The sequence below is a fragment of the Sphingomonas sp. Tas61C01 genome (assembly GCF_052567495.1).
Map to the genome: position 1 here is coordinate 322,303 of NZ_CP199583.1, position 23,137 is coordinate 345,439.

A 23,137-nucleotide genomic window follows, 5' to 3' on the forward strand; every position below is an offset into this window, starting at 1 on the left:
GTCTCACCGATCAGTAGAAGATGCCGTAGACGCTATCGACCACCTGGCCGCTACGGATGTCGACGAGCAGTGCGTCGTCATAGTAGCGGACCCAGCGGTAGGGGCCGTACGCCTCGGGCAGGCGATAGGACCATGGATCGTCGATCCAGTAATCCTGATCCCACAGCACCGACGACAGCGTGATCCCTACCGAGAAGCGGCGATACCCATTGCCCCAGCCGTTCGGCGCGTAATAGCGCGGCAGGCGGTAGAGGCTCGAATTGCCGCTGCGATAGCGGTTCCAGTCGTAGCGATCGTCATTGCGCCAGCCACGGTTCCAGCCCTGGCGCTGGTCGTAGCTGCGGCCGTAGCTGCCGCCGCCAAAGCTGTTGCCGTTGCGGCCTCCATAGGCGCGATCGCGATCCCATTGCTGGCGCTGGCGATCGCGCGCGACGTCCTGTCGATCGTCGCGCCGGTCGTTGCGATAGTCGCGCTGGCCATCACGGCGGACGTCGTCGCGGCGGTCCGGACGACCCTGGAAGCCGGCGCCGGCGTCCGGGCGGCCGCTGCGCCAATCGTTGCGACGATCGTCGTTGCCGAATTGCTGGCCCAGATTCTGCCGGATCGCGGAGCGGCGCTGTTCGCGCATGTCGGTGCCCGGGTCGCGCTGGCGCTGTTGCCACTGACCGCCGGCCTGTGCCTGCACGCCGGGGTTGCCGCCGCGATCGCTACGAAACTGCGGCGCCGGGCGGGATTGAGCGGGTTGCTGGACCTGCGCCTGTGCTTCGGACGGAACGCGAGGCTGGAACCGGTCGCCCCGATCGCCGCGCTCACCGCGCGATTCCATGCGGCGTTCGGGACGGTCATCCTGTGCCTGCGCCGCGACCGGCATCAACATCGATGCCGCGAGCAATGCCTTGATCAAGGTCTTCATGGTCGTTCTCACTCCCGCCGGCGCACGAGCCGGCCCCGATGATGCATCCTTGTGCGCCGGAGCCGGTGTCGCATGTCTGAACCCGATCGTCAGCATTGCGAAAGCTGGCGGATCAGCGTGGGCGGGGCAGGGGCGAGGCGGTCGAAGAAGGGGCGGGGGCGCCCAGGACATTGATGTTGAGCTTGCGGGTGTCGATCACGTCCTGTGCCAAGGCCCGCTGCAACGCCGCGCCGGTGAGATGCGGCGTCTTCTGCCATCTGGAGGGGGTGGCGTAGGGCTGGGGTGCGGGTTCGGGAGCCGCTGCCAGTGGCTTGCGCGCGGCGATCGGCGGCAGGCTCGGTGGACGCGAGAGCGCGAGTTGCACGGGGACGAATGGAGGAACTGGCTCGATCGCGGGTGCCGGCGCGGGTTTGGGGACGGCGGCGAGGAGCGGCGTCCGGCTGGGCGCCGGCGACGGGATCGGCGTGGGCATGCGCATCGGTGTGGCCAAGGGCGTGGCCAGATGGCGCGAGGCGGCCAGTCCGGCGAGGCCAGCTAGCATCGCGACGAGCGCAAAGACGATGAAGACGGCGCCGCGCGATGCGCGGTCGGGCGGTGGAGCAGAGGCGAGGTGGCGGACATGGGTCGGGGTGCGGTCTGCGCTCGGCGCGAAGATGCTCGCCATCTCGTCATAGGCGGGGTCGCTGTCGAAGCGGGTGGCCGGTCGTGTCTGCGCCTCAGGTAGCAAGTCGTTGTTCCGCCAGTAGTTCCGGTTCGTGAAGCTACGCGGCGGGGCGGCGTGTGGATGCGCTTTCTTTGCATCCTCCCCTGCAAGGGGAGGTGGCTGGCGTCAGTCAGGCGGAGGGATGACACGCTATCCGGATGAGGTGTCACCCCTCCGTCAGGGCTGCGCCCCGCTACCTCCCCTTGCAGGGGAGGATCACGCGGAGCTACTTTACCGGGACCAGCGCGGGCACGGCGCGGGCGGCGTCGGCGGGGTCGATGTCGGGCCGGGCGCCGGCGGCGATGATCTCCTCGCCGCGGGTGGCGCGGGCGGCGAGCTGGACCGCTTCGACGACGCGGGGGTAGATGCCGCAGCGGCAGATGTTGGTCAGCGTCCGGCGGATCGCCTCCTCGCTCGGATCTGGCGTCTTCTTGATCAGCGCGGCCGCGGCCATGATGAAGCCGGGAATGCAGAAGCCGCATTGCGAGACGTTGTTGGCGATGAAGGCGAGTTGCACAGGGTGATTACGCTCGCGCGACAGCCCCTCGATGGTGGTGACGAAGCTGCCTTCGATGCTGCCGATCGCGACGCGGCAGGATCGGACCGCAGCGCCGTCGACATCGACCGTGCAGGCGCCGCAATGGCCGGTGCCGCAGCCATATTTGCTACCGGTCAGGTTGGACGCGTCGCGCAGCGCCCAGAGCAGCGGGGTCGCAGGGTCGAGCCGGTATTCGACCGGCTGGTTGTTGACCGTGAAGCGCGTCATCGCGGCCTTCTAGCCGAGGCGCCGGGCAATGGAACAGGCGTCAATGGCCGAGCGCGGCAATCTCGGCGGGATCGAAGCCGAGATCGCGGAGCACCGTGGCGTCTTCGCGCTCGCCGGGCATAACGGGCGCGACGGTCGTGCTGGCCGAATAGCGCGGGGCGGGGGCGGGCTGGACGACGCCGCCGCACTCCACCAGCGTGCCGCGCGTTCGGTTGTGTGGGTCGGCGGCGGCCTCGTCGAAGTCGAGCACCGGGGCGAAGCAGACCTCGTGGCCCGCGAACGCCGCAACCCATTCGGCGCGGCTGCGGGTCTTGAAGATCGCGGTCAGATCGTCCTTCAGCGCGGGCCAGGCGGCGGGGTTCATTTGTGCGGACCAGCGATCGTCGTCGAGCGCCATGACGCGGCGGAGCGCGGTGTAGAATTGCGGCTCGATCGCGCCGATCGCGACGTAGCGACCGTCCGCGGTCTCGTAGGTGTCGTAGAAGTGCGCGCCGGTATCGAGCAGGTTGGTGCCGCGCGGGCCGCGCCAAACACCGGCGGCGCGGAAGCCCCAGATCATGCTCATCAGCAACGCGGCGCCGTCGGTCATCGCCGCGTCGACGACCTGGCCCTCGCCGGTACGCTGCGCGTGGAGCAGCGCGGCGAGCATGCCGAAGGCGAGCATCATCCCGCCGCCGCCGAAATCGGCGACCATGTTGATCGGCGGGGTCGGCTTCTCGCCCGCGCGGCCGAAGGCGTCGAGCGCCCCTGAGATGGCGAGATAGTTGATGTCGTGGCCGGGCTGGTCGGCCATCGGGCCGGTCTGTCCCCAGCCAGTCATGCGGCCATAGACGAGCCGTGGATTGTCGGCGTGGAGGATGTCGGGGCCGAGCCCGAGCCGTTCCATCACGCCGGGGCGGAAGCCCTCGATCAGGCCGTCGGCGCCGGCGGCGAGGCGGCGGACCGCGGCGATCGCTTCGGGGCGCTTGAGGTCCAAGGCGATCGATCGCCGCGAGCGGAGCAGCGGGTCTAGCGCGGCAGCGGCGATGCCGCTGGTGCCGGGGCGATCGATGCGGATGACCTCGGCACCGTGATCCGCGAGCATCATGCCGCAGAATGGGCCGGGGCCGATGCCGGCGAGCTCGACGATGCGGATGCCGTGAAGCGGCGGCGTGGTCATGCGGGGCTCTCCTTATGGGGAGAGGGTAGGCAAGTGGGGCAGGGGCCACAACAAATGTTATGTTGGATGGAGGGCGATAGGTAGTCCGGCCCGGCGGAGGCCGGGGCGCAGTCGGGCGCCGCCATTTGGCTGATGCTGCTCGTCCTTGTCTCCACCTCCGCTACTGGGCCCCGGCCTCCGCCGGGGTGGTAGGATCAAGTAGAAGCTGGCTCTTTCACTCGCCCGACCCCAGCCGCGGCGCCGGCCTTCCCGTGGCCAGATCGGCGTCGGAGAAGCGGATCGGTGTGCGCAGGCCGGCGATCGCATCGCCGGGCACGACCATGCCGCGGGCACGGACCTGCGGGTCTTCGAGCGCCTGGGCGACGGTGTTGATCGGGCCAGCCGGCACCCCCGCCGCCTCCAGCCGGGCGAGCAGGTCGTCGCGCGCGAACCGCTTGGTCGCGGCGGTGATCGCGGCGAACAACGGCTCGCGGTGGTCGAGCCGGCCGGCGTTGGTCGCGAAGCGCGGGTCGGCGGCTTCGGCTTCCAACCCGGCTACCGCGCAGAAGCGGCGGAACTGCCCGTCATTGCCGACCGCGAGGATGAACCAGCCGTCCGCGGTCTCGAACACCGCATAGGGCGAGACGTTCAGATGCGCATTGCCGACCCGCGGCGGCGTGACGCCGCTCGCGAAATAATTGGCGGCCTGGTTGGCGAGCATGCCGGTCATGGTGTCGAGCAGCGCCATGTCGATCTGCTGCCCGCGCCCGGTGCGCTCGCGCATCGCCAGCGCGGCCTGGATCGCGATCACCGCGTAGAGCCCGGTGCCGATGTCCGCCATCGCCACGCCGATCTTCTGCGGCGCACCGTCGGGCTCGCCGGTCAGGTCCATGATCCCGCTCATGCCCTGGACGATGAAGTCGTAGCCGGCGCGCGGGGCGTAGGGGCCGTCCTGCCCGAAGCCGGTGATCGAGCAATAGACCAGCCGCGGGTTGAGCGCGGAGAGCGCGGCGTAATCGAGCCCGTATTTGGCGAGGCCGCCGACCTTGAAGTTCTCGATCAGCACGTCGGCGTCGGCGGCGAGATCGCGGACCCGCTGCTGGCCTTCCGTCGTGGTGAAGTCGATCACCAGCGAGGTCTTGCCGCGGTTGCAGGCGTGGAAATAGGCGGCGTCGCGCGTGCCGTCCGGGTTGTCGACGAAGGGCGGACCCCAGCTGCGGGTGTCGTCCCCGGCGGGCGATTCCACCTTGATGACGGTGGCGCCGAGATCCGCGAGCACCTGCCCCGCCCACGGCCCGGCGAGAATGCGCGCGAGTTCGAGCACCTTCAGGCCGGCGAGGGGGGCGGGCTTGGTCACCCTGCCGCCCCTGTTTCAGCCCTTGTTACTACCCCGGCGGAGGCCGGGGCCCGGTCCGGCGACGCCCTTTGGCCGATGCTGCGCGTCGTTACGTCCACCTCCGCTACTGGGCCCCGGCCTGCGCCGGGGTGGTAGAAGGGAAGGCGCCCGAGGTTCATCAGAACGCCGCCAGCCCGGTGATCGCGCGGCCGAGGATCAGCGCATGGACGTCGTGCGCGCCTTCATAGGTATTGACGGTCTCCAGGTTCATCAGGTGGCGCATCACGTGATATTCGCCCGAAATGCCGTTGCCGCCGTGCATGTCGCGGGCCATCCGGGCGATGTCGAGCGCCTTGCCGACATTGTTGCGCTTGACGATCGAGACCATCTCCGGGGCGAAGCGGCCCTCGTCCATCAGCCGGCCGACGCGCAGCGACGCCTGCAGCCCGAGCGCGATCTCGGTCTCCATGTCGGCGAGCTTCTTCTGGAACAGCTGGCGCCCCGCGAGCGGCGTGCCGAACTGCTGGCGGTCGAGGCCGTATTGCCGCGCGGCATGGAAGCAGAATTCGGCAGCGCCGAGCGCGCCCCAGCTGATCCCGTAGCGGGCGCGATTGAGGCAGGAGAAGGGGCCCTTCAGGCCCTGCACGTCGGGCAGCAGCGCATCCTCGCCGAGCTCGATCTCGTCCATCATGATCATGCCGGTGATCGAGGCGCGCAGGCTGAGCTTGCCCTCGATCTTGGGGGCGGTGAGGCCCTTCATGCCCTTTTCGAGGATGAAGCCGCGGATGCCGCCGCCATGCGCGTCGGACTTCGCCCAGACCACGAACACGTCGGCGATAGGTGAATTCGAGATCCAGGTCTTGGACCCCGACAACAGATAGCCGTTGTCGGTCTTGATCGCGCGGGTCTTCATACCGCCGGGATCGGAGCCCGCATCGGGCTCGGTCAGGCCGAAACAGCCGATCCATTCGCCGCTCGCGAGCTTGGGCAGATATTTGCGCTTCTGCTCTTCGGAGCCGAACGCGTTGATCGGGTACATGACGAGGCTGGACTGCACGCTCATCATCGACCGGTAGCCACTGTCGATCCGCTCGACCTCGCGCGCGACCAGCCCATAGCTGACATAGGAGGCGCCGACGCCGCCATATTCCTCGGGGATGGTCGGCCCGAGCAGGCCGAACTGGCCCATCTCGCGGAAGATCTCGGGGTCGGTATGTTCGTGCTGGAACGCATCGACGATCCGCGGCGCGAGCTTGTCGTCCGCGTAAGCGCGCGCGGAATCGCGGATCATGCGCTCGTCTTCGCTCAGCTGATCGTCGAGCAGGAACGGGTCCGCCCAGTCGAATGCGCCCATACCGGCCATGGTGATCTCCTTTTGAGATGGCGGTACGGCGGGACGGGGGGCGGGGCAAGCGGCTACTATTCCTCCCCCTGGCGGGGGAGGAGTTTCGTCCGGGGAGGAGTTATAGGCCGAACTTCAGCGTAAGGCGGATGTCGCGGCCGGCGAGTGGCGCGAAGTCTTTCAGAAAGCTGGCGTGCCTCCGCGCGACGACGTCGAAGATGTTGTTGGCGGATAGCAGCAGGCTGGTCTTGCTGTCCTTGCCGAACGGCGACAGGCCGACCGAGGCGTTGACCATCGTATAGTCGTCGGTGCGCGTCTCGAACGGGGCGATGCGGTTCTGCGGGAAGACGTGCTCGACCTCGACGCGGGCGTTCGCCAGGTCGCCCTGCGCCTCGACGCCGCCGAGGACACGCGCGGGAGGGATGCGCGGGATCGGACTCTCGTCGACGATCGTCGCGCGAACATAGTCGCCGAGCAGGTCGGCGTTGATCGTGTAGCCGCCGATCCGCGCGACGCGGGCGGACGCATCCGCCTCGAACCCGTAATAGGTCGCGTCCGACTGCTGGTACTGGAAGCAGGGTAGGTCGACATCGCGCCCCGACGGTGCCGCGGCGGCCTGGCAGATCGCCGGACCGACCTGGTTCTCCGATATGTAGTTGCTGAAGCGGTTGTAATAGGCCGACGCGTCGATGCTGAAGCCGTCGCCATGGACGTGCGCGGTCGCCTCGGCGCCCCAGCTCTTCTCCAGCTCGAAGTCGGGATTCCCAAGCTCATAGGCCTGGGTTCCGGCATGGCCGCCATTGGCGAACAGCTCCTCGCCTGAAGGCGCGCGCTCGGTATGCGACAGGTTGATGCCGAAGCGGACCGCGTCGGTGACGCCGTAGCTCGCGCCGAGCGAGCCCGAGACCGCGTCGAATTGGCGGCTGCCGCGGAAGAAGCGGGGGTCGTCGGGCACGGTGCGGGCGGCGAGATCGGTGTTCTCGTAACGCAGCCCGCCCTCCGCACGGAACCTGCCGCTGCTATATTGTTGCAGCGTGAAGAAGCCGGTCTGGTTGGTCTCGTTCTTCGGCAGGAAGGCCTCGTCGCCAACGACGTTGAACAAGCGGTTGAAGAATTGCACCCCCGACGCGCCCTGCCAACCGCCGCGGTTCGCCTGGACGATCTCGAGCCGGCCCTCCAGCCCCTTGTTGTAGAAGGCGGTGCCAACGCTGCCATCCTCCTCCAGCTCGAAATGGCGATAGCTCGCCTGACCGGCGCGGATGCGGATGCGATCGATGAAGCCGCCGCCGGTCTTCACCTCGCCGCGCAGATCGAAGCGGTTCTGGACCACCGACAGACGCGGCGCTTCCTGCCCCTGGCCGACCGCGGTCGCGAAGCGGATCGGGACGCCGTAGAGGCTGTCGTAATGGCTGTACGAGACGCCGAGATTGCCGGTGTCGGTGATAATCGACGCGCCCGCGCCCGCGGTCCAAGTCTCGGCTGCGGAATTGGGCAGGCGATCGCGGAGTGCGGCGGAGGCGGCGAAGTCGATCGGTTCATCGGTGCCGGGCTGCGGCAGGCCGACCTGGCTGAGCGCGGCGCTGCGCGCGGCGCGCGAGAGGAGGTAGCCCTTGCCGGTGCGCAGGTCGTCGCTCTTCAGATAGGAGCCGTCGGCGTGGAGCACGAGATGCTCGCCGACCGCGACGTCGCCCGCCGCCCCCCCGGAACGCTCGTTGGCAGCGGACCCGTAATTGGCGATCGCGTTGAGGCGGAAGCCGTCGGCGGGCACGGTGCGCGGAATGCGGGTATCGATGACGTTGACCACGCCGCCGACCGCGGACGAACCGAACAGCAGCGCCGAGGGACCGCGCAGCACCTCGACCCGCTCGGCGAGCAGCGGATCGATGATCACCGCATGATCGACCGAGGTGTTCGACACATCGATCGAGCCGATGCCGTCGGTCAGCACGCGGATCCGCTCGCCCTGGAAACCGCGGAGGATCGGTCGGGACGCGCTGGGGCCGAACGAGGTAGCAGACACGCCGGGCTGGCGGGCGAGCGTCTCGCCGATCGTCGGACGCAGGTTGCGGGTGAGCTCCTCGCCCGAGATGACCGACGTCCCCTGCAGCACGTCGCGCTCGCTGGTCTCGACGATGCCGGTGACGATGATGTCGCGCCTGGCGTCGGGGTCGGCCGCGGCGGCGGGTGCGGCCGATTGCGCGAAGGCGGGCACTGCGAGCAGGGCGGCACCGCTGGCCAGGACGAGCTTGATCATGGGAGACTCCGGGGTAGGCGAACTGTACCGCGGCTCCCTAACGGCCATGTTACAACATATCAAAGCGTATTTTGCTGCGGATGCTCAGTTCGGCTCAATCGGGTTTGCCGGCGTCGACCCATTCACGCATCGCCGTCACTACTTGCACCGTAGGATAGGCTCTGATGTCGTCGTCGCCCGCGCCCCGTGCAGTCTCTCGCTCCCAATACCATTCCTGGAACGTCGCATAGTCGTCTTGGATCTTGGTAGCACCAAGCGGCTCGGCGCCGGCCTGTCGCACAAGCCAATCGCGAACGATGCGCACGATCTTGATGTATTCACCATCATGGGCGTGGATGTCCCAGCCGGAGATATCTGACAGCCCCTTCTGATAGTCGTAGCGGGTCTCCTCCAGGATGAGGATCGACTTCTCCGCCATGTCTCCGCCCCCGAAGCGAGCACAAGCATGGTCGAGGCCAAGCTCAAATGGCATATTCAAACGAGCATACTCATCCGGAGCAGTCGATTTGCACCGACTAAGATCATGGATTCCGTACTTTGATCCGCGGATCTGTTCGACGATCCGATCGAGCCGGCTTTTAGCGTTATCGGCATTTTCCGGCGCGATCCGTGGGAAGAAATCCAGATCGGTGATGCAGAAGGCGATAGCCTGAAGAAGTGGCGCGAAGGCGGGATCGAACGGGCAATTGACGAAAACCGACCGCTCGAAAGGAGGCGCTTCGATCATCCCCTGGGCGGCAAAGGGTCAGTGCCATATGAGATGCGCTCGCGGATGCGTCCGTCGCGACCATGAATGTAGAGTTCGGTACGCTGATTGCGCGCGATCGTGGTTGCAGCCCGAATGGCTTCCTGCTGGGTGGCATGCGTACTCGATGCCCTGGCAGCGCCCGCTTTTCTGACGCGCCATCCGGCTGTGGATGGTACGACGTGTTGGCCCTTCTTCGACATCGACGATCCCTAATCCAATCTCAAGATAGGCACCTGGCGGCGCTTTGAACAGCCCGTTCGGTGCTAGGCATGCGCAGCGTCGCCGCGCTTGCCGTAAGCAGCCTACATCCGCGTTCGTACATCGAGGAGTTCGGGGAAGAAGCGTTGTTCGACGACCTTGGCGAGGTAGGGGACGCCGGGGGTGCCGCCGGTGCCGGTCTTGAAGCCGATCACGCGTTCCACCGTCTTCAAATGGCTGAAGCGCCATAGTTGCAGGTGATATTCGAGGTCGACGAGCTTTTCGGCGAGCTCGTACAGGTCCCAATAACGGTCGGGCTCGCGGTAGACGGTGGCCCAGCATGCCTCGACCGCGGGCGACGAGACGGCGCTGATCGCGACGTCGCGGTCGAGGCGGTCGGCGGGGACGGGGAGGCCGCGGCGGGCGAGGAGGCGGAGCGCCTCGTCATAGAGGCTGGGGCGGCGGAGTTCGTCCTGGAGGCGTTCGCGCACGTCCAGTTCGTCGAAGATCGCGACCATGGCGGCGTTGCGGTTGCCCATCACGAATTCGAGCTGGCGGTACTGGTCGGACTGGAAGCCCGAGCTGCCGCCGAGCGAGCCGCGCATCGTCGCATAGTCGGCCGGGGTCATGGTCGCGAGGACCTCCCATGACTGGATCAGCTGCGCCTGGATGCGGCTGACCCGTGCCATCATCTTCAGCGCGGGCTGGAGATCATCCGCCGCGATCCGGCGCCGTGCCTCGTCGAGTTCGTGGAGGCACAGCTTCATCCACAGTTCGGAGGCCTGATGGATCGTGACGAACAACAGCTCGTCATGGACCCCGCTGCGTGGCGATTGCACCGCGAGGAGTTCGGGAAGGCGGAGATAGCTGCGATAGGTGACGTCGGTCATGCCCGCGGCGTAGCGCCGGGCGCCGCGGTTTACAAAGCGGGGCGCGTATCGTCAGCCGGCGTCATGTTCGATCGTCAGGGCCTCGATCCTGGCCTGGTCGCCGTCGCGCGCGACGACCAAGTCCGCGACCAGGTGGCCGCGCATCGGCAGCTCGGCCTCGGCCAGACCCGCAAGCCAATCGAGGGTCGCGTTGTCGGGTTCGATCGCGAGGTCGATGCGGTGGCGGATGCCGGCGAAGGTGGCGCTCGCCCAGCAGCGCTCGGCGGTCGCGCGGATCGTGACGGTGGCACCCGCGGCGCGCGCGGCGATGCGCAGCGCGCGGAGCAGCAGCACCGCGGCATCGGTGACGGGCGCGGCCGTCATGCGCCGTCGGCCCCGATGAAGGCATCGATCCGCGCCATCATCTTGGGCCCAGGGTTGCGGCCACGCTTGAGATCGCCGACGAGCCGCGGGTCGTTGACGGCGAGCCGCCCGAATTTGGTCGGCGGCATCTTGGTACGGCGTAGGTAGCGGTCGATCTTGACCAAGGGCGTCATCGTCTATCTCCCGAGTCTCGGACGATGTTCTAGTTCTGTTCCATTATCCAACTTGTCTAGGAAAATTTCCTACGCTAGGTATTCGCCCGTGGATGCCGAGGATCCGAGGACGTCATTGAGGACGCTGGCAGCGACGCGCGGGACGAGCCTTGCCGCGCTGTCGGCGATGCTCGGGCGCAATGCAGCGTATCTGCAGCAGTTCGTGACCCGGGGATCGCCGCGTACGCTGGACCGTGAGGACCGGCGGCGGCTGGCGGACTTCTTCGGGGTGGACGAGACGGTACTGGGTGGCGCGCCGGTGCGTCGCGGATTCATGGTGCCGCGGCTCGATGTGGCGGCATCGGCGGGCGCGGGGGCGTTCGTCGATGGCGAGATCGTGGTCGGAGCGGATGCGATCGATCCGGCGCTCGCGGCGAGGCTGGGGCTGAGCGAGGGGCAGGCGGGAATCATCCGGGTGCGCGGGTCGTCGATGGAGCCGGGGCTGCTGGACGGCGACCTGATCGTGGTCGATCTGTCGCGCCGGCTGCCTGGGGTGCGGGGCGAGGTGTTCGTGGTGCGGATCGACGGGACGACGATGGTCAAACGGGTCGCGCGGGGACCGACGGGGCCTGTGGCGACGAGCGACAACGCCGATGCGCCGCCGCTGCCGGACGCGCCAGTCGAGGTGATCGGCCGCGTGGTCTGGCTGATGCGCGCGCCGCGGTGAGCGTCAGGCAGCCTTCGTCACTGCCGCGCAGGGATCGCGGAGGTTGGCGGCGAGGAAGGCGATCAATGCCTCGACCCGCGCGGGGCGCAGGGGGCTCGGCGGGGTCAGCAAATGCAGGCCGATCGGGCCCGGCGCCCAATCGGTGAGGATCTCGACGACGCTGCCGTCGGCGATGTTGGGGCCGATGATGAAACCGGGCAAGCGCGCGATGCCAAGGCCGGCGACGATCGCGGGGATCAGCGCCTCGCCGCTGTTCGCGACCAGCGGCCCTTCGGCGCGAACCGCGACCTCCGCGCCACCCGGACCGCGGAAGCGCCACGGGCCGGTGACGTTGGCATAGCCGAGCAGCCGGTGCTCGCCGAGTTGCGCAGCGTGGGTCGGGGTGCCGTGCGCGGTGAGATAGGCGGGCGAGGCGACCAGATGAGTGGAGATGCCGCACAGCCGCCGCGCGCGGAGCGAACTGTCGGGCAGGTCGGCGATCCGCAGCGCGATGTCGAAGCCCTCTGCGACGATGTCGACCCGGGCATCGGAGCAGTGAAGGTCGATCTCGATCCCCGGATGTGCGACGAGGAAGTCGGCGACGAGTTGCGCGACGTTGGTGATCCCAAAGCTCATCGGTGCGGCGAGGCGGATGCGACCGCTATGCCCCGACGCGCCGTCGCGCGCAGCTTCCTCGGCGGCCAGCGCCTCGGCGAGGATTCTTGCGGCGTGTTCGGCGAGCGGCTTGCCGGCTTCGGTGAGCGCGAGGCGCCGCGAGGTGCGGTGGAACAGCGACTGGCCGAGATGCGCCTCCAGTCGGGTGATCGCCTTGGAGACCGTCGCCTTGCTGAGCCCGATCGCGTCGGCGGCGCCGCTGAACGAGCGGTGCTCGACGATCGCCGCGAAGATCGCCCAGGCTTCGAGATCGGGTAAGCGCATCGGTGGTCCTCCTTCCGGTCCGTGTGGAAGCTATCACTTGAAACGATAGGTTTCTACCGTTTCCATTTAAGTCGTGATCCGAACGACTATCTTGGCGTCAACAACTTGGAGACAGTCCATGATCGACACCGACACCAAGATCGACCGCCGGCCCTTTTCGACTTTGGGCCATGCCAATCATGGCTGGCTCGACGCGCGGCATCATTTCTCGTTCGCCAACTATTATGAGCCGAGCCGGATGGGCTGGGGCGCGATCCGTGTTTGGAACGACGACGCGATCGCCGCGAACTCGGGCTTCCCGCCGCACCCGCATAAGGACATGGAGATCATTACCTATGTCCGCAGCGGCGCGATCACCCACCAGGACTCGCTCGGCAACACCGGGCGCACCGAGGCGGGTGACGTACAGGTGATGAGCGCCGGGTCAGGTGTCCGCCATGCGGAGTATAATCTCGAGAACGAGACCACGACGCTGTTCCAGATCTGGATCGAGCCGACCCGCACCGGTGGCAGCCCGAGCTGGGGCGCCAAGCCGTTCCCGACGAACGACCGCACCGGCAAGTTCCTGACGCTGGCGAGCGGCTTCGCCGACGACGGCGATGCGTTGCCGATCCGGGCCGAAGCGCGGGTGATGGCGGCGACGGTGTCGGCGGGCGATACCGCGACGCACGAGATCGGCGACGGTCGCCACGTCTATCTGGTGCCCGCGACCGGCCGGATCGAGATCGACGGCGAGCGCATCGACACCCGCGACGGCGTCGCGCTGTTGGGCCCGCAGATCGTGACGATCACCGCGATCGAGGATGCCGAGATCGTGCTCGTGGATTCGCTCTAATGCTGGCGCGCCACCGTGCTCCTGCGAACGCAGGAGCCCAGGGCTACAAGCATAGTTGTCCGTAACTCTGGGTTCCTGCGGTTGCAGGAATACGGGTTCAGAATAGTCGCACATCATCGAAGGAAACCGACATGACCAAGGTTCTCGTTCTCTATTATTCCTCCTACGGCCATATCGAGCAGATGGCCGATGCGGTCGCCGAGGGTGCGCGCGAAGGCGGTGCCGAGGTCGACATCCGCCGCGTCGCCGAAACCGCACCGGCGGCGATCGTCGAATCGGCACACTTCAAGACCGACACCGCACACCCGCTGATCGAAAGCCCCGACGCGCTGGTCGATTATGACGCGATCATCGTCGGCGCGCCGACCCGCTACGGCCGCATGCCGAGCCAGATGGCGAGCTTCTGGGACACCACGGGTGGCCTGTGGTTCCAGGGCAAGCTGATCGGCAAGGTCGGCGGCGCGTTCACCTCGACCGCGAGCCAGCATGGTGGCCAGGAGACGACCCTGTTCTCGATCATCACCAATCTGCTGCACCACGGGATGACGATCGTCGGGTTGGATTACGGCTTTCAGGGCCAGCAGGGCGTCGACGAGGTGAAGGGCGGCACGCCTTATGGCGCGTCGACGATCGCCGGCGACGGATCGCGCCAGCCGAGCGAGGTCGAGCTTGCGGGTGCGCGATATCAGGGCAAGCGGATCGCCGAGGTTGCGGCCAAGCTGGGGTAGCTTCCGGCGTCACCTCCCCCCTCCACTGCTCGCGATGACGCGCGGAGGAGGGGGCCCGGCCGCGCGCGCTACGCCGCTCAACGCCGCCGTCGACGCTGCTTCTTGCCGGTCCAGGTCGGCGCCGCGACGAAGGTCGGTGGCGCCGGGACGTCGGTGAGCACGTACAGATCGACCACCGCGGGATCCGCGGGGTAATCCTGCCGCGCCTTGGCGAACACGAAGCGGGCGCGGGCTGCGCCGGGGGTGGCGGCGGTTGCGCCGACCCAGCGCCAGTGCCACGGTTCCCATTTGACGTTCTGCTTGTTGCCGCCGGGGAACGACATTTCGAAGCCGAAGCGCGGCGCGTTGGCGACCAGCCAGCGGGCGGCGGGGGCCGCGGCCATGCATGCCTCCGCGTCGGGACAATCGGTACGGGGGCGCACCGCGAAATCGATGACGTAGCCGGTCGAATGCTCGCTGTGTCCCGGCGGCGCGACCGAGATCGATCGGTCGGCGGCGCCACCCGCGGGGCGTTCGCGGCAGAACACGTCGGCCTGACGGATGATCGAGCGGTGGCACGACAGCCCGCGCAGCGTTCCCGGCGGTGCGGCGGCGAGCAGGCGTTCGAGGTCCGGGACCATGTCGCGCCGGATCAGGCAGGCGCCGAGCGCGAAGCCTGTGGGAGCAGCGACCAGTTCGGTGGGCGGCGCGTCGCCATAGGACAGATGACCATAGACGCGGTCGGCGCTCGACATGCTCGCCTGTGCCGCCTCGCACAGCTGCGCCTGCGCACCGGCGGGCAACCCGAGTAGCGCGGCGGCGAGAAGGAAGGGGCGCTTCATTCGACGCGGCTCTGGCATGGCGGGCGCGCAGGTGGCAAGGGCGGGGGATGCATGGTGACCACGTCCTGTTCCTCGATGGCGAAGCGCTGGTGATCGACAAGCCCGCGGGCCTGCCGGTCGATCCGCCGCGCGACGGTTCGCTTAGCCTCGAAAACCATCTCGATTCGCTTAAGTTCGGCTTCAAGCGCTGGCCGCATCCGGTGCACCGGCTCGATCGCGACACCAGCGGGTGCCTGCTGCTGTCGCGCAATCCGAAGGCGCACGCGCGATTGCAACAGGCGTTCGAGCGCGGGGCGGTCGAGAAGACGTATCTCGCGGTGCTCGACGGCGTGCCGGGCGGCGAAGGCGGGGTGATCGATCTCGCGCTCGGCAAGGTCAGCACGCGCGAGGAGGGTTGGCGGATGGTCGCCGACCCGGCGGGGAAAGCCGCGCGCACCGCCTGGCGGCTGGTGTCGGTGGCCGACGGGCGCGCCTGTGTCGAGTTCAAGCCGGAGACCGGGCGGACCCACCAGATCCGCGTCCATGCCGCCACCGGGCTCGGCGTCGCGGTGATCGGCGACCCGGTCTATGGCCGTGCCGATCCGCGCGGGATGATGCTCCACGCGCACAAGTTGGTGGTGCCGCGCGAGGGCAAGGAGCCGGTGGTCGCCGAAGCGCCGATGCCCGATCGATTCGCGGGGCTGATGTGATCGCGGTGCCCGAGGATGCGATCGAGGAACGCTTCCTCGCCGCCTCGGGACCGGGCGGGCAGAACGTCAACAAGGTCGCAACCGCCTGCCAATTGCGCTGCGACGTGTGGAAGCTGGGGCTGCATCCGGAGACCTATCGGCGGCTGAAGCTGGCGGCGGGTAGCCGGATGACCGCGGGTGGCACGCTGGTGATCACCGCCCGGCGCTACCGCACGCAGGAGGCGAACCGTGCCGATGCGCGCGAGCGGCTCGCGGCGCTGCTCGCCACCGCGGAGGAACGCGAGGCGCGTCGGGTGAAGACCAAGCCGTCGCGCGCGGCGAAGGCGCGGCGGGTCGACGAGAAGAAGGGGCGCAGCGCGGTGAAGGCCGGGCGCGGCCGGGTCAGTGCGGAGTAGCGACATGTACCAGTTCGACATCACGAGAGGATCCAAGGCCGATCTCTACCGCGACCTGATCGCGGCAGCGGATGCGCTGACCGGCGACGAACCCGATGCGGTCGCCAACATGGCCAACGTCGCGGCGTTGCTGTGGGAATATATGCCCGACGTGAACTGGACGGGATTCTACCGGATGGTCGGCGGCGAGCTGGTGCTCGGGCCGTTCCAGGGAAAGGTGGCGTGCATCCGCATCGCGGTCGGTGCGGGCGTCTGCGGCACGGCGGCGGCGACGCGCGAGACGCAGCTGGTGGCGGACGTCCACGCCTTTCCCGGGCACATCGCGTGCGATGCGGCGAGCCGATCGGAGCTGGTGGTGCCGATCGTCGTCGGCAACGCGCTGGTCGCGGTTCTCGATCTCGACAGCCCGATCGCGGCGCGGTTCGATGCTGAGGATGCGGCCGGGTGCGAGGCGCTGGTCGCGTTGATCGCGGCGCGCGTGGTCTGATCCAGAACGGGACGGTACGCATGCTGGCGACTCGCTGGCGCCGACGGTAGCTTCCGACGCATGATTGCAGCCGGCTGGGGGCCGGACCGACGGGAGAAGACGATGCGCACGGTGATGATCGCGACGGCTCTGCTGGGCATCGCCACCACGGACGCTGCGCTGGCGGGGGCCGCCAAGCGCCACCGCGTGGTGCACGCCGCGGCGGCACGACCGGCGGCGCTGCCCGATACCTATCGCCGGCCGACCCGCGGCTGGGCGCTGCCCGCCTATTGGCAGTCGCCGCGCTTTGCGGTCGCCGACTGGCGCGCGCTGGGCCTGCGCGAGCCGCTGCCCGGCTATCGCTGGACGCGCTATCACGGCGATGCGGTGCTGGTGGATCGCAACTATTCGATCTTCGACGTGGCGCTGGCGGTCGACCGCCGCGGCAGCGATCCGTTCTACGCCAATGACGACCGCGTCTATGCGGGCACCGCCGACCGCCACGACGTTGCCCCGCCCGCGCCGGTCGCGCCGCGCCGCCCGCGACTGCGCCCGCAGCCACCCGCGGCAATGCCGCCCGAGCCGGTCTACGACGCCGACGAGCCGCCGATCGCGCCAGACCGGATGCCGCCGCCGCCGGCCGATCATGCGGACGACGATTGGGTCTCTCCCGATGGGCGGACGGTGGTGACCAGCCGGGGGGATGTGCGGTACGATGGCGGCAGCGTCACGACGGTGACGATCGGCAATCCGGTGACGACCACGACGACGACAACCACCGAGACCTATGACGCGCCGGTGCGCGCACGCCGGGTGCAGCGATCCCAGATCTATCGCGCGCGACGCTGGTGAGCCCAAAAAAATGGGGCGGCACCTGGAAGGAGCCGCCCCGTAGTTCGGGGAGGATCGGTCGACAGGGGAGACGACCGACCGGTCGCTGCTCGCAAGGGGGAGGGCAGCAGCGATGATCCCGATATGGGGCGGGTTTGTTGCAGATGCATGTCACGTTTGTAGCAATCCATCGTTTCCGGATGAAATGTGGTGGGGAGGGGACGTCGTCCCCTGCAAGGGGAGGTGGCAGGGCGTAGCCCTGACGGAGGGGTGACACCGCATCCGGATAGCGGGTCACCCCTCCGTCTGGCTGACGCCAGCCACCTCCCCTTGCAGGGGAGGATGGTATCGTATCGCGATGGTTCATCCGGCCGCGTCCTGCGGTAAGGCTGGGGCATGACCACTGCCTCCACTCGCCGGATCCTGACCGCAAGCCTTGTCGGCACCGCGGTAGAATTCTACGATTTCTACATCTATGCGACCGCGGCGGCGCTGGTGTTCGGGCCGTTGTTCTTCCCGGCGGAGAGCGCGTCGGCACAATTGTTGCTGGCTTATGCGAGCTTCGGGCTGGCGTTCGTCGCGCGGCCGGTGGGCGCAGTGGCGTTCGGGCACTTCGGCGACCGGGTCGGGCGCAAGTCGACGCTGGTCGCGAGCTTGTTGCTGATGGGCGGATCGACCGTCGCGATCGCGTTCCTGCCGACCTATGCGCAGGTCGGCTGGGTGGCGCCGGCGCTGCTCTGCGTGCTGCGGTTCGGGCAGGGTCTGGGACTGGGCGGCGAATGGGGCGGGGCGGCGCTGCTCGCGGTGGAGAATGCGTCGCCGCACCGGCGCAATACCTGGGGCATGTTCCCGCCGCTCGGCGCGCCGGTCGGCTTCATCGCGGCCAACGGGCTGTTCCTGATCCTCGGGCTATGGCTCGACGATGCGCAGTTCCGCGCCTGGGGCTGGCGACTGCCGTTTCTGGTGAGCGCGGTGCTGGTCGGGCTGGGCTTGTGGGTGCGGTTGAAGCTGACCGAGACCCCGGCCTTCCTCGCCGCTGCTGAGGCCGAGGCGCTGCCGCGGGTGCCGATCGCTTCGCTGGTCAGGGATCATGCGCGCGCGGTGGTGGCGGGGACGTGCGCGGTGGTGGCGTGCTTCGCGCTGTTCTATCTCGCGACCGCCTTCGCGCTCGGCTACGGCACCACTGCGCTCGGTTATAGCCGCGAGCAGTTCCTGGCGGTCGAGCTCGGCGCGATCCTGTTCCTCGCCGCCGGAGTGGTCATCGCGAGCATGATCGCGGACCGGAGCAGCGCCGAACGGATGCTGGTAATCGGCTTCGTCGGCTGCATCGCGGCGGGGCTGCTGATGGGGCCGATGCTCGGCGCCGGATCGATCGGCGGAGTGTTCGCGTGGCTGGCGCTGGCGTTGTTCGTGATGGGCTTCGCGTACGGGCCGCTGGGCGGCTGGCTGCCTAGCCTGTTCCCCGCGGGGGTGCGCTACACCGGCGTGTCGATGACCTTCAACCTCGGCGGGATCGTCGGCGGTGCGGTGGCACCGATCGCGGCACAGGCGCTGGTCGAGCGTGGTGGGCTCGGCTGGGTCGGCGGCTATCTCGTCGCGGCGGGGGTGCTAAGCCTGGGCGGACTCGCGCTGCTGCGGCGCTAGGCGGCGCGCAGCAGCGTGAGCCGCGCCTTCCCGTGAACGCGGGTCGCGTCGATCGTAAAGCCGGCGAGATCGATCTCCTCCGCCTTGGCGGTCTCGATGCTGATCCACGTCGCGGGACTCGTCCAGCCGAGCCGCGCCAGCTTGTCGAGCGCGACGTTGCCTGCGCCCGACGCATAGGGCGGGTCCATCAGGATCAGGTCGAGCGGCGCAGGGGCGAGGCCGAGCGCCATCACCGAGGTGGCGCGGACGTCGATTCGGTAATCGGGCGCGCGGGCCTCGAGCTTGGCGAGGTTGGCCTTCAGCGCGTCCACGGCGGCGCGATCCTGTTCGACGAACAGGCACGACCCCGCGCCGCGCGACAGCGCCTCGATCCCGAGCGCGCCCGAGCCGGCGAAGAGATCGGCGACGCTCAGCCCCTCGAAGCTGCCGAGCCGGCTGGCGAGCATCGAGAACAGCGCCTCGCGGGTGCGATCCGCGGTAGGGCGGGTAGCGTCGCCCTTGGGCGCGACGAGCGGGCGGCCGCGCCAGGTGCCGGCGATCACGCGCATCTCAACGCTTCCCCTTGGGCGCGCGGGGCGGGTGGCCGCGACCGCCGGACGGGCCCTTGGCGGGACCCTTGCCGGGACGGGTGGGGCGCGGGCTATCGCCACCCCGCGGGGTGGTGCGGTCGGAGGGCTTCCCCGATGCCCGTGCGGCCCGTGCCTGCCCTTCGTCGCTGCGGGTGCGCGAGGGTGCGCCGCGCACCGGGGCCGGACGATTGCCGGTGTCGGGCCGCGCCCAGGGCGACTCGCCGGAGCGATCGGGGCCCCGCGGCGGAGCGCGGTCGGCGGGTTTGTCGGCGCGTGATCGCGGGGCGAACGCCCTGGGCTCGGTGCGGTCGTCGTCGGTCCTGCGCGCGCGGGGCGATGCCTGGGCTTCGGCGGCCTGTTGCTGACGGCGGCGCTGGCCGACGCCGAACCCTTGCGGACCGGTGCGTGGCTTGGCGGCGCGCGGCGGCGTGGGCGCAGGCGCGGTGGCGCGTTCCTCGCGGGCGGGGCGCTCCGGCGCGCGGTCGTCGCGGCGCACCGGCCGGGGCGCAGGCCGGTCGCTGCCCTCGCGCGGCAGTCGGGCCCGGGGGGGCGGGGCCGCGCGCGGCTCGTTCCGGGCTGGTTTCTGCGCCTCGACCTCGACCGTCACCTGTTCGCCTGCGACCTTGCCGCGCTTGGGGCCGTCGAGAACCTTGCGGAACGCGACGAGGTCGTTCTGCTTGACCTCGCCGATCTCGCCGGGGGCAAGCTCGCCGAGCAGGAACGGGCCGTAGCGGGTGCGGATCAGGCGGCTGACCTGCAGCCCGAGATGTTCGAGGACGCGGCGGACCTCGCGGTTCTTGCCCTCGGTCAGCACCAGTTCGATCCAGGCATTGGCCCCGGTGCGGCGTTCGAGATTGGCGTCGATCGAGCCGTAGCGGATGCCGTCGATCTCGACGCCCTCGATCAGCTCCTCGAGCTGGGCTTGGGTGATCGGGCCGTAGGTGCGTGCGCGATAGGCGCGCTCGACGCCGGTGGCGGGGAGCTCGAGCTGTCGCTTTAAGCCGCCATCGGTGGTGAGCAGCAACAGCCCCTCGGTATTCAGATCGAGCCGCCCGACCGGCACCAGCCGTGGCAGGTCCGCGGGCAGCCGGTCGTAGATCGTCGGGCGCCCGGCGGGATCGCGTTCGGTGACGAGCAGTCCGGTCGGCTTGTGGTGGAGGAACAGCCGCGCGCCCTGCGGCGCCTCGACCGGCTCACCATCGACGGTGACCCCAGCGAGCGAACGGATGATCGTCGCTGGGGTATCCAACACGACGCCATCGAGCGCGATCCGCCCCTCCACGATCATCCGCTCGATCTCGCGCCGGGACGCGACGCCCGCCCGTGCGAGCAGCTTGGCGATCCGGTCGCCGCTGCGGGTCTCTGGCGTGCCGGCGGTCGGCTGATCTGGTTTGTCGGTCGGCATGCCGCGGCTGATACATGCGATTGCGTCCGAGGTGAAAATAATTGCGACCGTTGCCCACAGCGCGCGTTATGTGCGCGAGCGTAACGAACGCTCACCGGGAATTTCGATGATCTTCGGCAGGAAGAAGCGACAGCTCGTCCGGCTCCTCGTCGTCGAGGACGAGCCGCTAGTCGCGTTCGATACCGAGTATTTCCTCACGGAATCGGGGTTCGAGATCGTCGGCACGGTCGACAGCGCGGCGCAGGCTATCGCGCTGGTCGGCAGCGCGGCGTCGATCGACTTGGTGCTCGCGGACATCAACCTGGCAGGTGGCAGCGGCATTGACGTCGCCCGCGCTGCCCGGTTGCGCGACATCCCGGTACTGTTCGTGACCGGCAACTGCCCGGCGGAGGCCGCGGAGGTTGCGGCGGGGTGCCTCGACAAGCCCTATGCGCAACGCGACCTGCTGGCGGCGATCGCGGCGATCGAGGCGCGGCTGGACGGGAAACCGACCAAGCGCCTGCCGGGCGGATTGCGGTTGTTCGCGCCGCTGGGGTGAAGAAGGCTGGGAAACGCGGAGGTGGGGATCGGACTGCCCGACACCCCGGACCCTTCGACTTCGCTCAGGAGAGCCCTGATCCGGGGTCCCGCTTATCAACGATGCAACGCAGGTTGCTCCTGCGGCTTAGCGGGACCCCGGATCGAGTCCGGGGTGACGAAGATGGATCGGCGGCGGCCTTCCCGGGAGATGTTGCTTCGCGGGAATGACGCCGATCGCGGAAGCGGTTCTCCTTCAAGTCGTGCTCTTCTCTCGCTAGGGTCCGGTAATATCGGTTGGGGGCGCGTGAATGAGCGAGGTGGCGGGGGACTGGAAGGCGGGGCTGAAGCCCTATGTCGAGAAGGAGCCGATCGCGGCGTTCACGCTCGGCATGTCGTCGGGGTTCCCGATCGCGATGATCGGCGCGACGCTGACCAGCCGGCTGGCGCAGGACGGGCTCGACAAGAAGACGATCACCGCCTTCACGCTGGGCTTCCTGGTGTACAACCTCAAACCGCTCTGGGCGTGGCTGATCGACGGGGTGCGGTTGCCGGTGCTCGGGCGGCTGGGGCAGCGGGTTTCGTGGTTGCTGTTCGCCGGGATCCTGGTGGTCGCCGCGGTCGCCAATCTGGCGTTCGTCGATCCAAAGGCCGATCTCGGCGCGACGATCGTCGCCGCGGTGCTGGTCGGGATTGCGGGTGCGACCTTCGACATCGTCATCGACGCCTATCGGATCGAGACGCTGAAGCCGTATCAGCTCGGCGTCGGATCGGGGATGGCGCAATATGGCTACCGGATCGGCAACGTCGCCGCGGCGTCGCTGGCCCTGGTGCTGGCGGCGCGCACGGGGTGGGCGATCGGTTATCTCGCCTGCTCGCTGTTCGTGCTACCCGCGATCGTGACCGGATTGGTGCTGGGCGAGCCGCCGCGGCACCGCGAGCCCGCCGCCCGTCGCGGCGTCGCAGAGGTGGTGGCGTCGATCGTCGGGCCGTTCGTGGAGTTCTTCCAGCGTGCGGGCGCGGTGATCATCCTGGTGTTCATCCTGATCCACAAGATCGGCGACACGCTCGCCAACATCGTGTTGCGGCTGATGCTCAACGACCTCGGCTTCACCAACGACGAGATCGCGATTTACGACGTCGGCGTCGGCTTCTGGGCGTTCCTGATCGGGGTGTTCGTCGGCGGTGCGATCTATGCGCGGCTGGGGCTGAAGCGGTCGGTGATGATCAGCCTGGTGCTGATGGCGGTGTCGAACGCGAGCTTCGCGTTGCTGGCGGCGGCGGGGCATAGCAACGCCGGGCTCGCGGGAACGATTGGGTTCGAAAACTTCACCAGCGGCATCGGCAGCGTTGCGGTGACCGCCTATTTCTCCGCGCTGTGCGACCTGCGCTTCACCGCCGCGCAATATGCGCTGATCTCGGCGGCGGCGAGCGTGGTCGGGCGGCTGCTGACCGCGACCACCGCGGGGGCGCTGGTCGAGCGATTCGGGTTCGTCGACTTCTACTGGGGCACGACGGTGGCCGCGGTGCCGGGGGTGCTGCTGTTCTGGTGGATGAGCCGGAGCGGGCTGGTCGACCGCTCGATCGGCAGCGCCGGGATCGCGGGCGAGGGCGATGCGCGGGAAGGGGCAGCGGTGCGAGACCAGTAGCTGACGAGATAGGGGGTTCGCGGAGAGACGCGGAGAACGCCGATATGCGTGTGCTTGCGGTTGCTCCGGTTCGAGTCTCTGTCTTGGACCCGTTGCGCTTCGTGTAAAGTGATTGCCGCAGCTGCGGCATGAGGTCGATCT

Annotated in this window: 26 protein-coding genes; 10 read left to right on the forward strand and 16 right to left on the reverse strand. The window is 68.6% G+C overall.

Annotated elements, in window-relative coordinates; translation table 11 throughout:
* Nucleotides 1-10 precede the first annotated feature (10 nt).
* From ACT009_RS01440 to ACT009_RS01495, 12 genes are all read right to left on the reverse strand, one after another.
* The gene (locus ACT009_RS01440) at nt 11-913 is read right to left on the reverse strand and encodes an RcnB family protein (RefSeq protein WP_445192628.1); all 903 of its coding nucleotides are present in this window, start codon (nt 911-913) and stop codon (nt 11-13) included.
* Between the two features lie 112 nt (nt 914-1,025).
* On the reverse strand, nt 1,026-1,640 hold the full coding sequence (locus tag ACT009_RS01445) for a hypothetical protein (RefSeq protein ID WP_445192629.1): 615 nt from the start codon (nt 1,638-1,640) through the stop codon (nt 1,026-1,028).
* A gap of 202 nt (nt 1,641-1,842) precedes the next feature.
* Nucleotides 1,843-2,382, reverse strand: coding sequence for a (2Fe-2S)-binding protein (locus tag ACT009_RS01450; protein ID WP_445192630.1), 540 nt, complete (start codon nt 2,380-2,382; stop codon nt 1,843-1,845).
* 40 nt (nt 2,383-2,422) lie between these two features.
* The gene (locus tag ACT009_RS01455; protein ID WP_445192631.1) at nt 2,423-3,541 is read right to left on the reverse strand and encodes a CaiB/BaiF CoA transferase family protein; all 1,119 of its coding nucleotides are present in this window, start codon (nt 3,539-3,541) and stop codon (nt 2,423-2,425) included.
* A 214-nt stretch (nt 3,542-3,755) separates the two neighbouring features.
* Nucleotides 3,756-4,877, reverse strand: a complete 1,122-nt coding sequence (locus tag ACT009_RS01460) for a CaiB/BaiF CoA transferase family protein (RefSeq protein ID WP_445192632.1) — start codon at nt 4,875-4,877, stop codon at nt 3,756-3,758.
* A 157-nt stretch (nt 4,878-5,034) separates the two neighbouring features.
* Nucleotides 5,035-6,219 (reverse strand): acyl-CoA dehydrogenase, encoded by a 1,185-nt coding sequence (locus tag ACT009_RS01465; RefSeq protein WP_445192633.1) that lies wholly within the window; start codon nt 6,217-6,219, stop codon nt 5,035-5,037.
* A 100-nt stretch (nt 6,220-6,319) separates the two neighbouring features.
* Nucleotides 6,320-8,452: a TonB-dependent receptor gene (locus ACT009_RS01470; RefSeq protein WP_445192634.1), complete on the reverse strand. Its 2,133-nt coding sequence runs from the start codon at nt 8,450-8,452 to the stop codon at nt 6,320-6,322.
* A gap of 94 nt (nt 8,453-8,546) precedes the next feature.
* Nucleotides 8,547-9,179: a hypothetical protein gene (locus ACT009_RS01475; RefSeq protein ID WP_445192635.1), complete on the reverse strand. Its 633-nt coding sequence runs from the start codon at nt 9,177-9,179 to the stop codon at nt 8,547-8,549.
* On the reverse strand, nt 9,176-9,400 hold the full coding sequence (locus ACT009_RS01480; protein WP_445192636.1) for a DUF2188 domain-containing protein: 225 nt from the start codon (nt 9,398-9,400) through the stop codon (nt 9,176-9,178). The genes ACT009_RS01475 and ACT009_RS01480 overlap by 4 nt, the downstream gene beginning before the upstream one ends.
* Before the next feature lie 102 nt (nt 9,401-9,502).
* A complete protein-coding gene (locus ACT009_RS01485) occupies nt 9,503-10,288 on the reverse strand; it encodes a tryptophan 2,3-dioxygenase (protein WP_445192637.1) in 786 nt (261 codons plus the stop codon).
* 51 nt (nt 10,289-10,339) lie between these two features.
* Nucleotides 10,340-10,651: a hypothetical protein gene (locus ACT009_RS01490; RefSeq protein WP_445192638.1), complete on the reverse strand. Its 312-nt coding sequence runs from the start codon at nt 10,649-10,651 to the stop codon at nt 10,340-10,342.
* On the reverse strand, nt 10,648-10,824 hold the full coding sequence (locus tag ACT009_RS01495) for a hypothetical protein (protein ID WP_445192639.1): 177 nt from the start codon (nt 10,822-10,824) through the stop codon (nt 10,648-10,650). Before ACT009_RS01495 ends, ACT009_RS01490 begins: the two co-directional genes overlap by 4 nt.
* Before the next feature lie 115 nt (nt 10,825-10,939).
* On the opposite strand from ACT009_RS01495, the gene ACT009_RS01500 reads away from it, so the two are divergent.
* Entirely contained in the window at nt 10,940-11,530 is a 591-nt protein-coding gene (locus tag ACT009_RS01500; RefSeq protein WP_445192640.1) for a S24 family peptidase, read from the forward strand.
* 3 nt (nt 11,531-11,533) lie between these two features.
* Here ACT009_RS01500 and ACT009_RS01505 read toward each other — a convergent pair whose 3' ends face one another.
* A complete protein-coding gene (locus ACT009_RS01505) occupies nt 11,534-12,448 on the reverse strand; it encodes a LysR family transcriptional regulator (protein ID WP_445192641.1) in 915 nt (304 codons plus the stop codon).
* 118 nt (nt 12,449-12,566) lie between these two features.
* Between ACT009_RS01505 and ACT009_RS01510 the strand changes: the two genes are divergently transcribed.
* Both ACT009_RS01510 and wrbA read left to right on the forward strand, forming a co-directional pair.
* A complete protein-coding gene (locus ACT009_RS01510; RefSeq protein ID WP_445192642.1) occupies nt 12,567-13,283 on the forward strand; it encodes a pirin family protein in 717 nt (238 codons plus the stop codon).
* 131 nt (nt 13,284-13,414) lie between these two features.
* Complete coding sequence (wrbA, locus tag ACT009_RS01515; protein ID WP_445192643.1) at nt 13,415-14,011, forward strand: NAD(P)H:quinone oxidoreductase; 597 nt, start codon at nt 13,415-13,417, stop codon at nt 14,009-14,011.
* Nucleotides 14,012-14,088: 77 nt separating this feature from the next.
* Here the strand turns inward: wrbA and ACT009_RS01520 are convergent, their stop codons facing one another.
* Nucleotides 14,089-14,832 carry a M15 family metallopeptidase gene (locus ACT009_RS01520; RefSeq protein WP_445192644.1) on the reverse strand — a complete coding sequence of 248 codons (744 nt, stop codon included), beginning with the start codon at nt 14,830-14,832 and terminating at the stop codon, nt 14,089-14,091.
* A 47-nt stretch (nt 14,833-14,879) separates the two neighbouring features.
* Between ACT009_RS01520 and ACT009_RS01525 the strand changes: the two genes are divergently transcribed.
* The 5 genes from ACT009_RS01525 to ACT009_RS01545 all read left to right on the forward strand — a co-directional run bounded on the left by ACT009_RS01525 (nt 14,880) and on the right by ACT009_RS01545 (nt 18,857).
* A complete protein-coding gene (locus ACT009_RS01525) occupies nt 14,880-15,521 on the forward strand; it encodes an RluA family pseudouridine synthase (RefSeq protein WP_445192645.1) in 642 nt (213 codons plus the stop codon).
* The gene (arfB, locus tag ACT009_RS01530) at nt 15,518-15,916 is read left to right on the forward strand and encodes an alternative ribosome rescue aminoacyl-tRNA hydrolase ArfB (RefSeq protein WP_445192646.1); all 399 of its coding nucleotides are present in this window, start codon (nt 15,518-15,520) and stop codon (nt 15,914-15,916) included. Before ACT009_RS01525 ends, arfB begins: the two co-directional genes overlap by 4 nt.
* A 4-nt stretch (nt 15,917-15,920) precedes the next feature.
* The gene (locus tag ACT009_RS01535) at nt 15,921-16,403 is read left to right on the forward strand and encodes a GAF domain-containing protein (RefSeq protein WP_445192647.1); all 483 of its coding nucleotides are present in this window, start codon (nt 15,921-15,923) and stop codon (nt 16,401-16,403) included.
* Between the two features lie 102 nt (nt 16,404-16,505).
* A complete protein-coding gene (locus ACT009_RS01540) occupies nt 16,506-17,234 on the forward strand; it encodes an RcnB family protein (protein ID WP_445192648.1) in 729 nt (242 codons plus the stop codon).
* Nucleotides 17,235-17,609: 375 nt separating this feature from the next.
* A complete protein-coding gene (locus ACT009_RS01545; protein WP_445192649.1) occupies nt 17,610-18,857 on the forward strand; it encodes an MFS transporter in 1,248 nt (415 codons plus the stop codon).
* Here ACT009_RS01545 and rsmD read toward each other — a convergent pair.
* Nucleotides 18,854-19,405, reverse strand: coding sequence for a 16S rRNA (guanine(966)-N(2))-methyltransferase RsmD (gene rsmD / locus ACT009_RS01550; RefSeq protein WP_445192650.1), 552 nt, complete (start codon nt 19,403-19,405; stop codon nt 18,854-18,856). The genes ACT009_RS01545 and rsmD overlap by 4 nt on opposite strands.
* 1 nt (nt 19,406) lies before the next feature.
* Nucleotides 19,407-20,831: a pseudouridine synthase gene (locus ACT009_RS01555; protein WP_445192651.1), complete on the reverse strand. Its 1,425-nt coding sequence runs from the start codon at nt 20,829-20,831 to the stop codon at nt 19,407-19,409.
* Nucleotides 20,832-20,937: 106 nt separating this feature from the next.
* Here ACT009_RS01555 and ACT009_RS01560 point away from each other — a divergent pair, with 106 nt between their 5' ends.
* Entirely contained in the window at nt 20,938-21,369 is a 432-nt protein-coding gene (locus ACT009_RS01560) for a response regulator (RefSeq protein WP_445192652.1), read from the forward strand.
* A 289-nt stretch (nt 21,370-21,658) separates the two neighbouring features.
* A complete protein-coding gene (locus ACT009_RS01565; RefSeq protein WP_445192653.1) occupies nt 21,659-22,996 on the forward strand; it encodes an AmpG family muropeptide MFS transporter in 1,338 nt (445 codons plus the stop codon).
* The last annotated feature ends 141 nt before the right edge of the window (nt 22,997-23,137 follow it).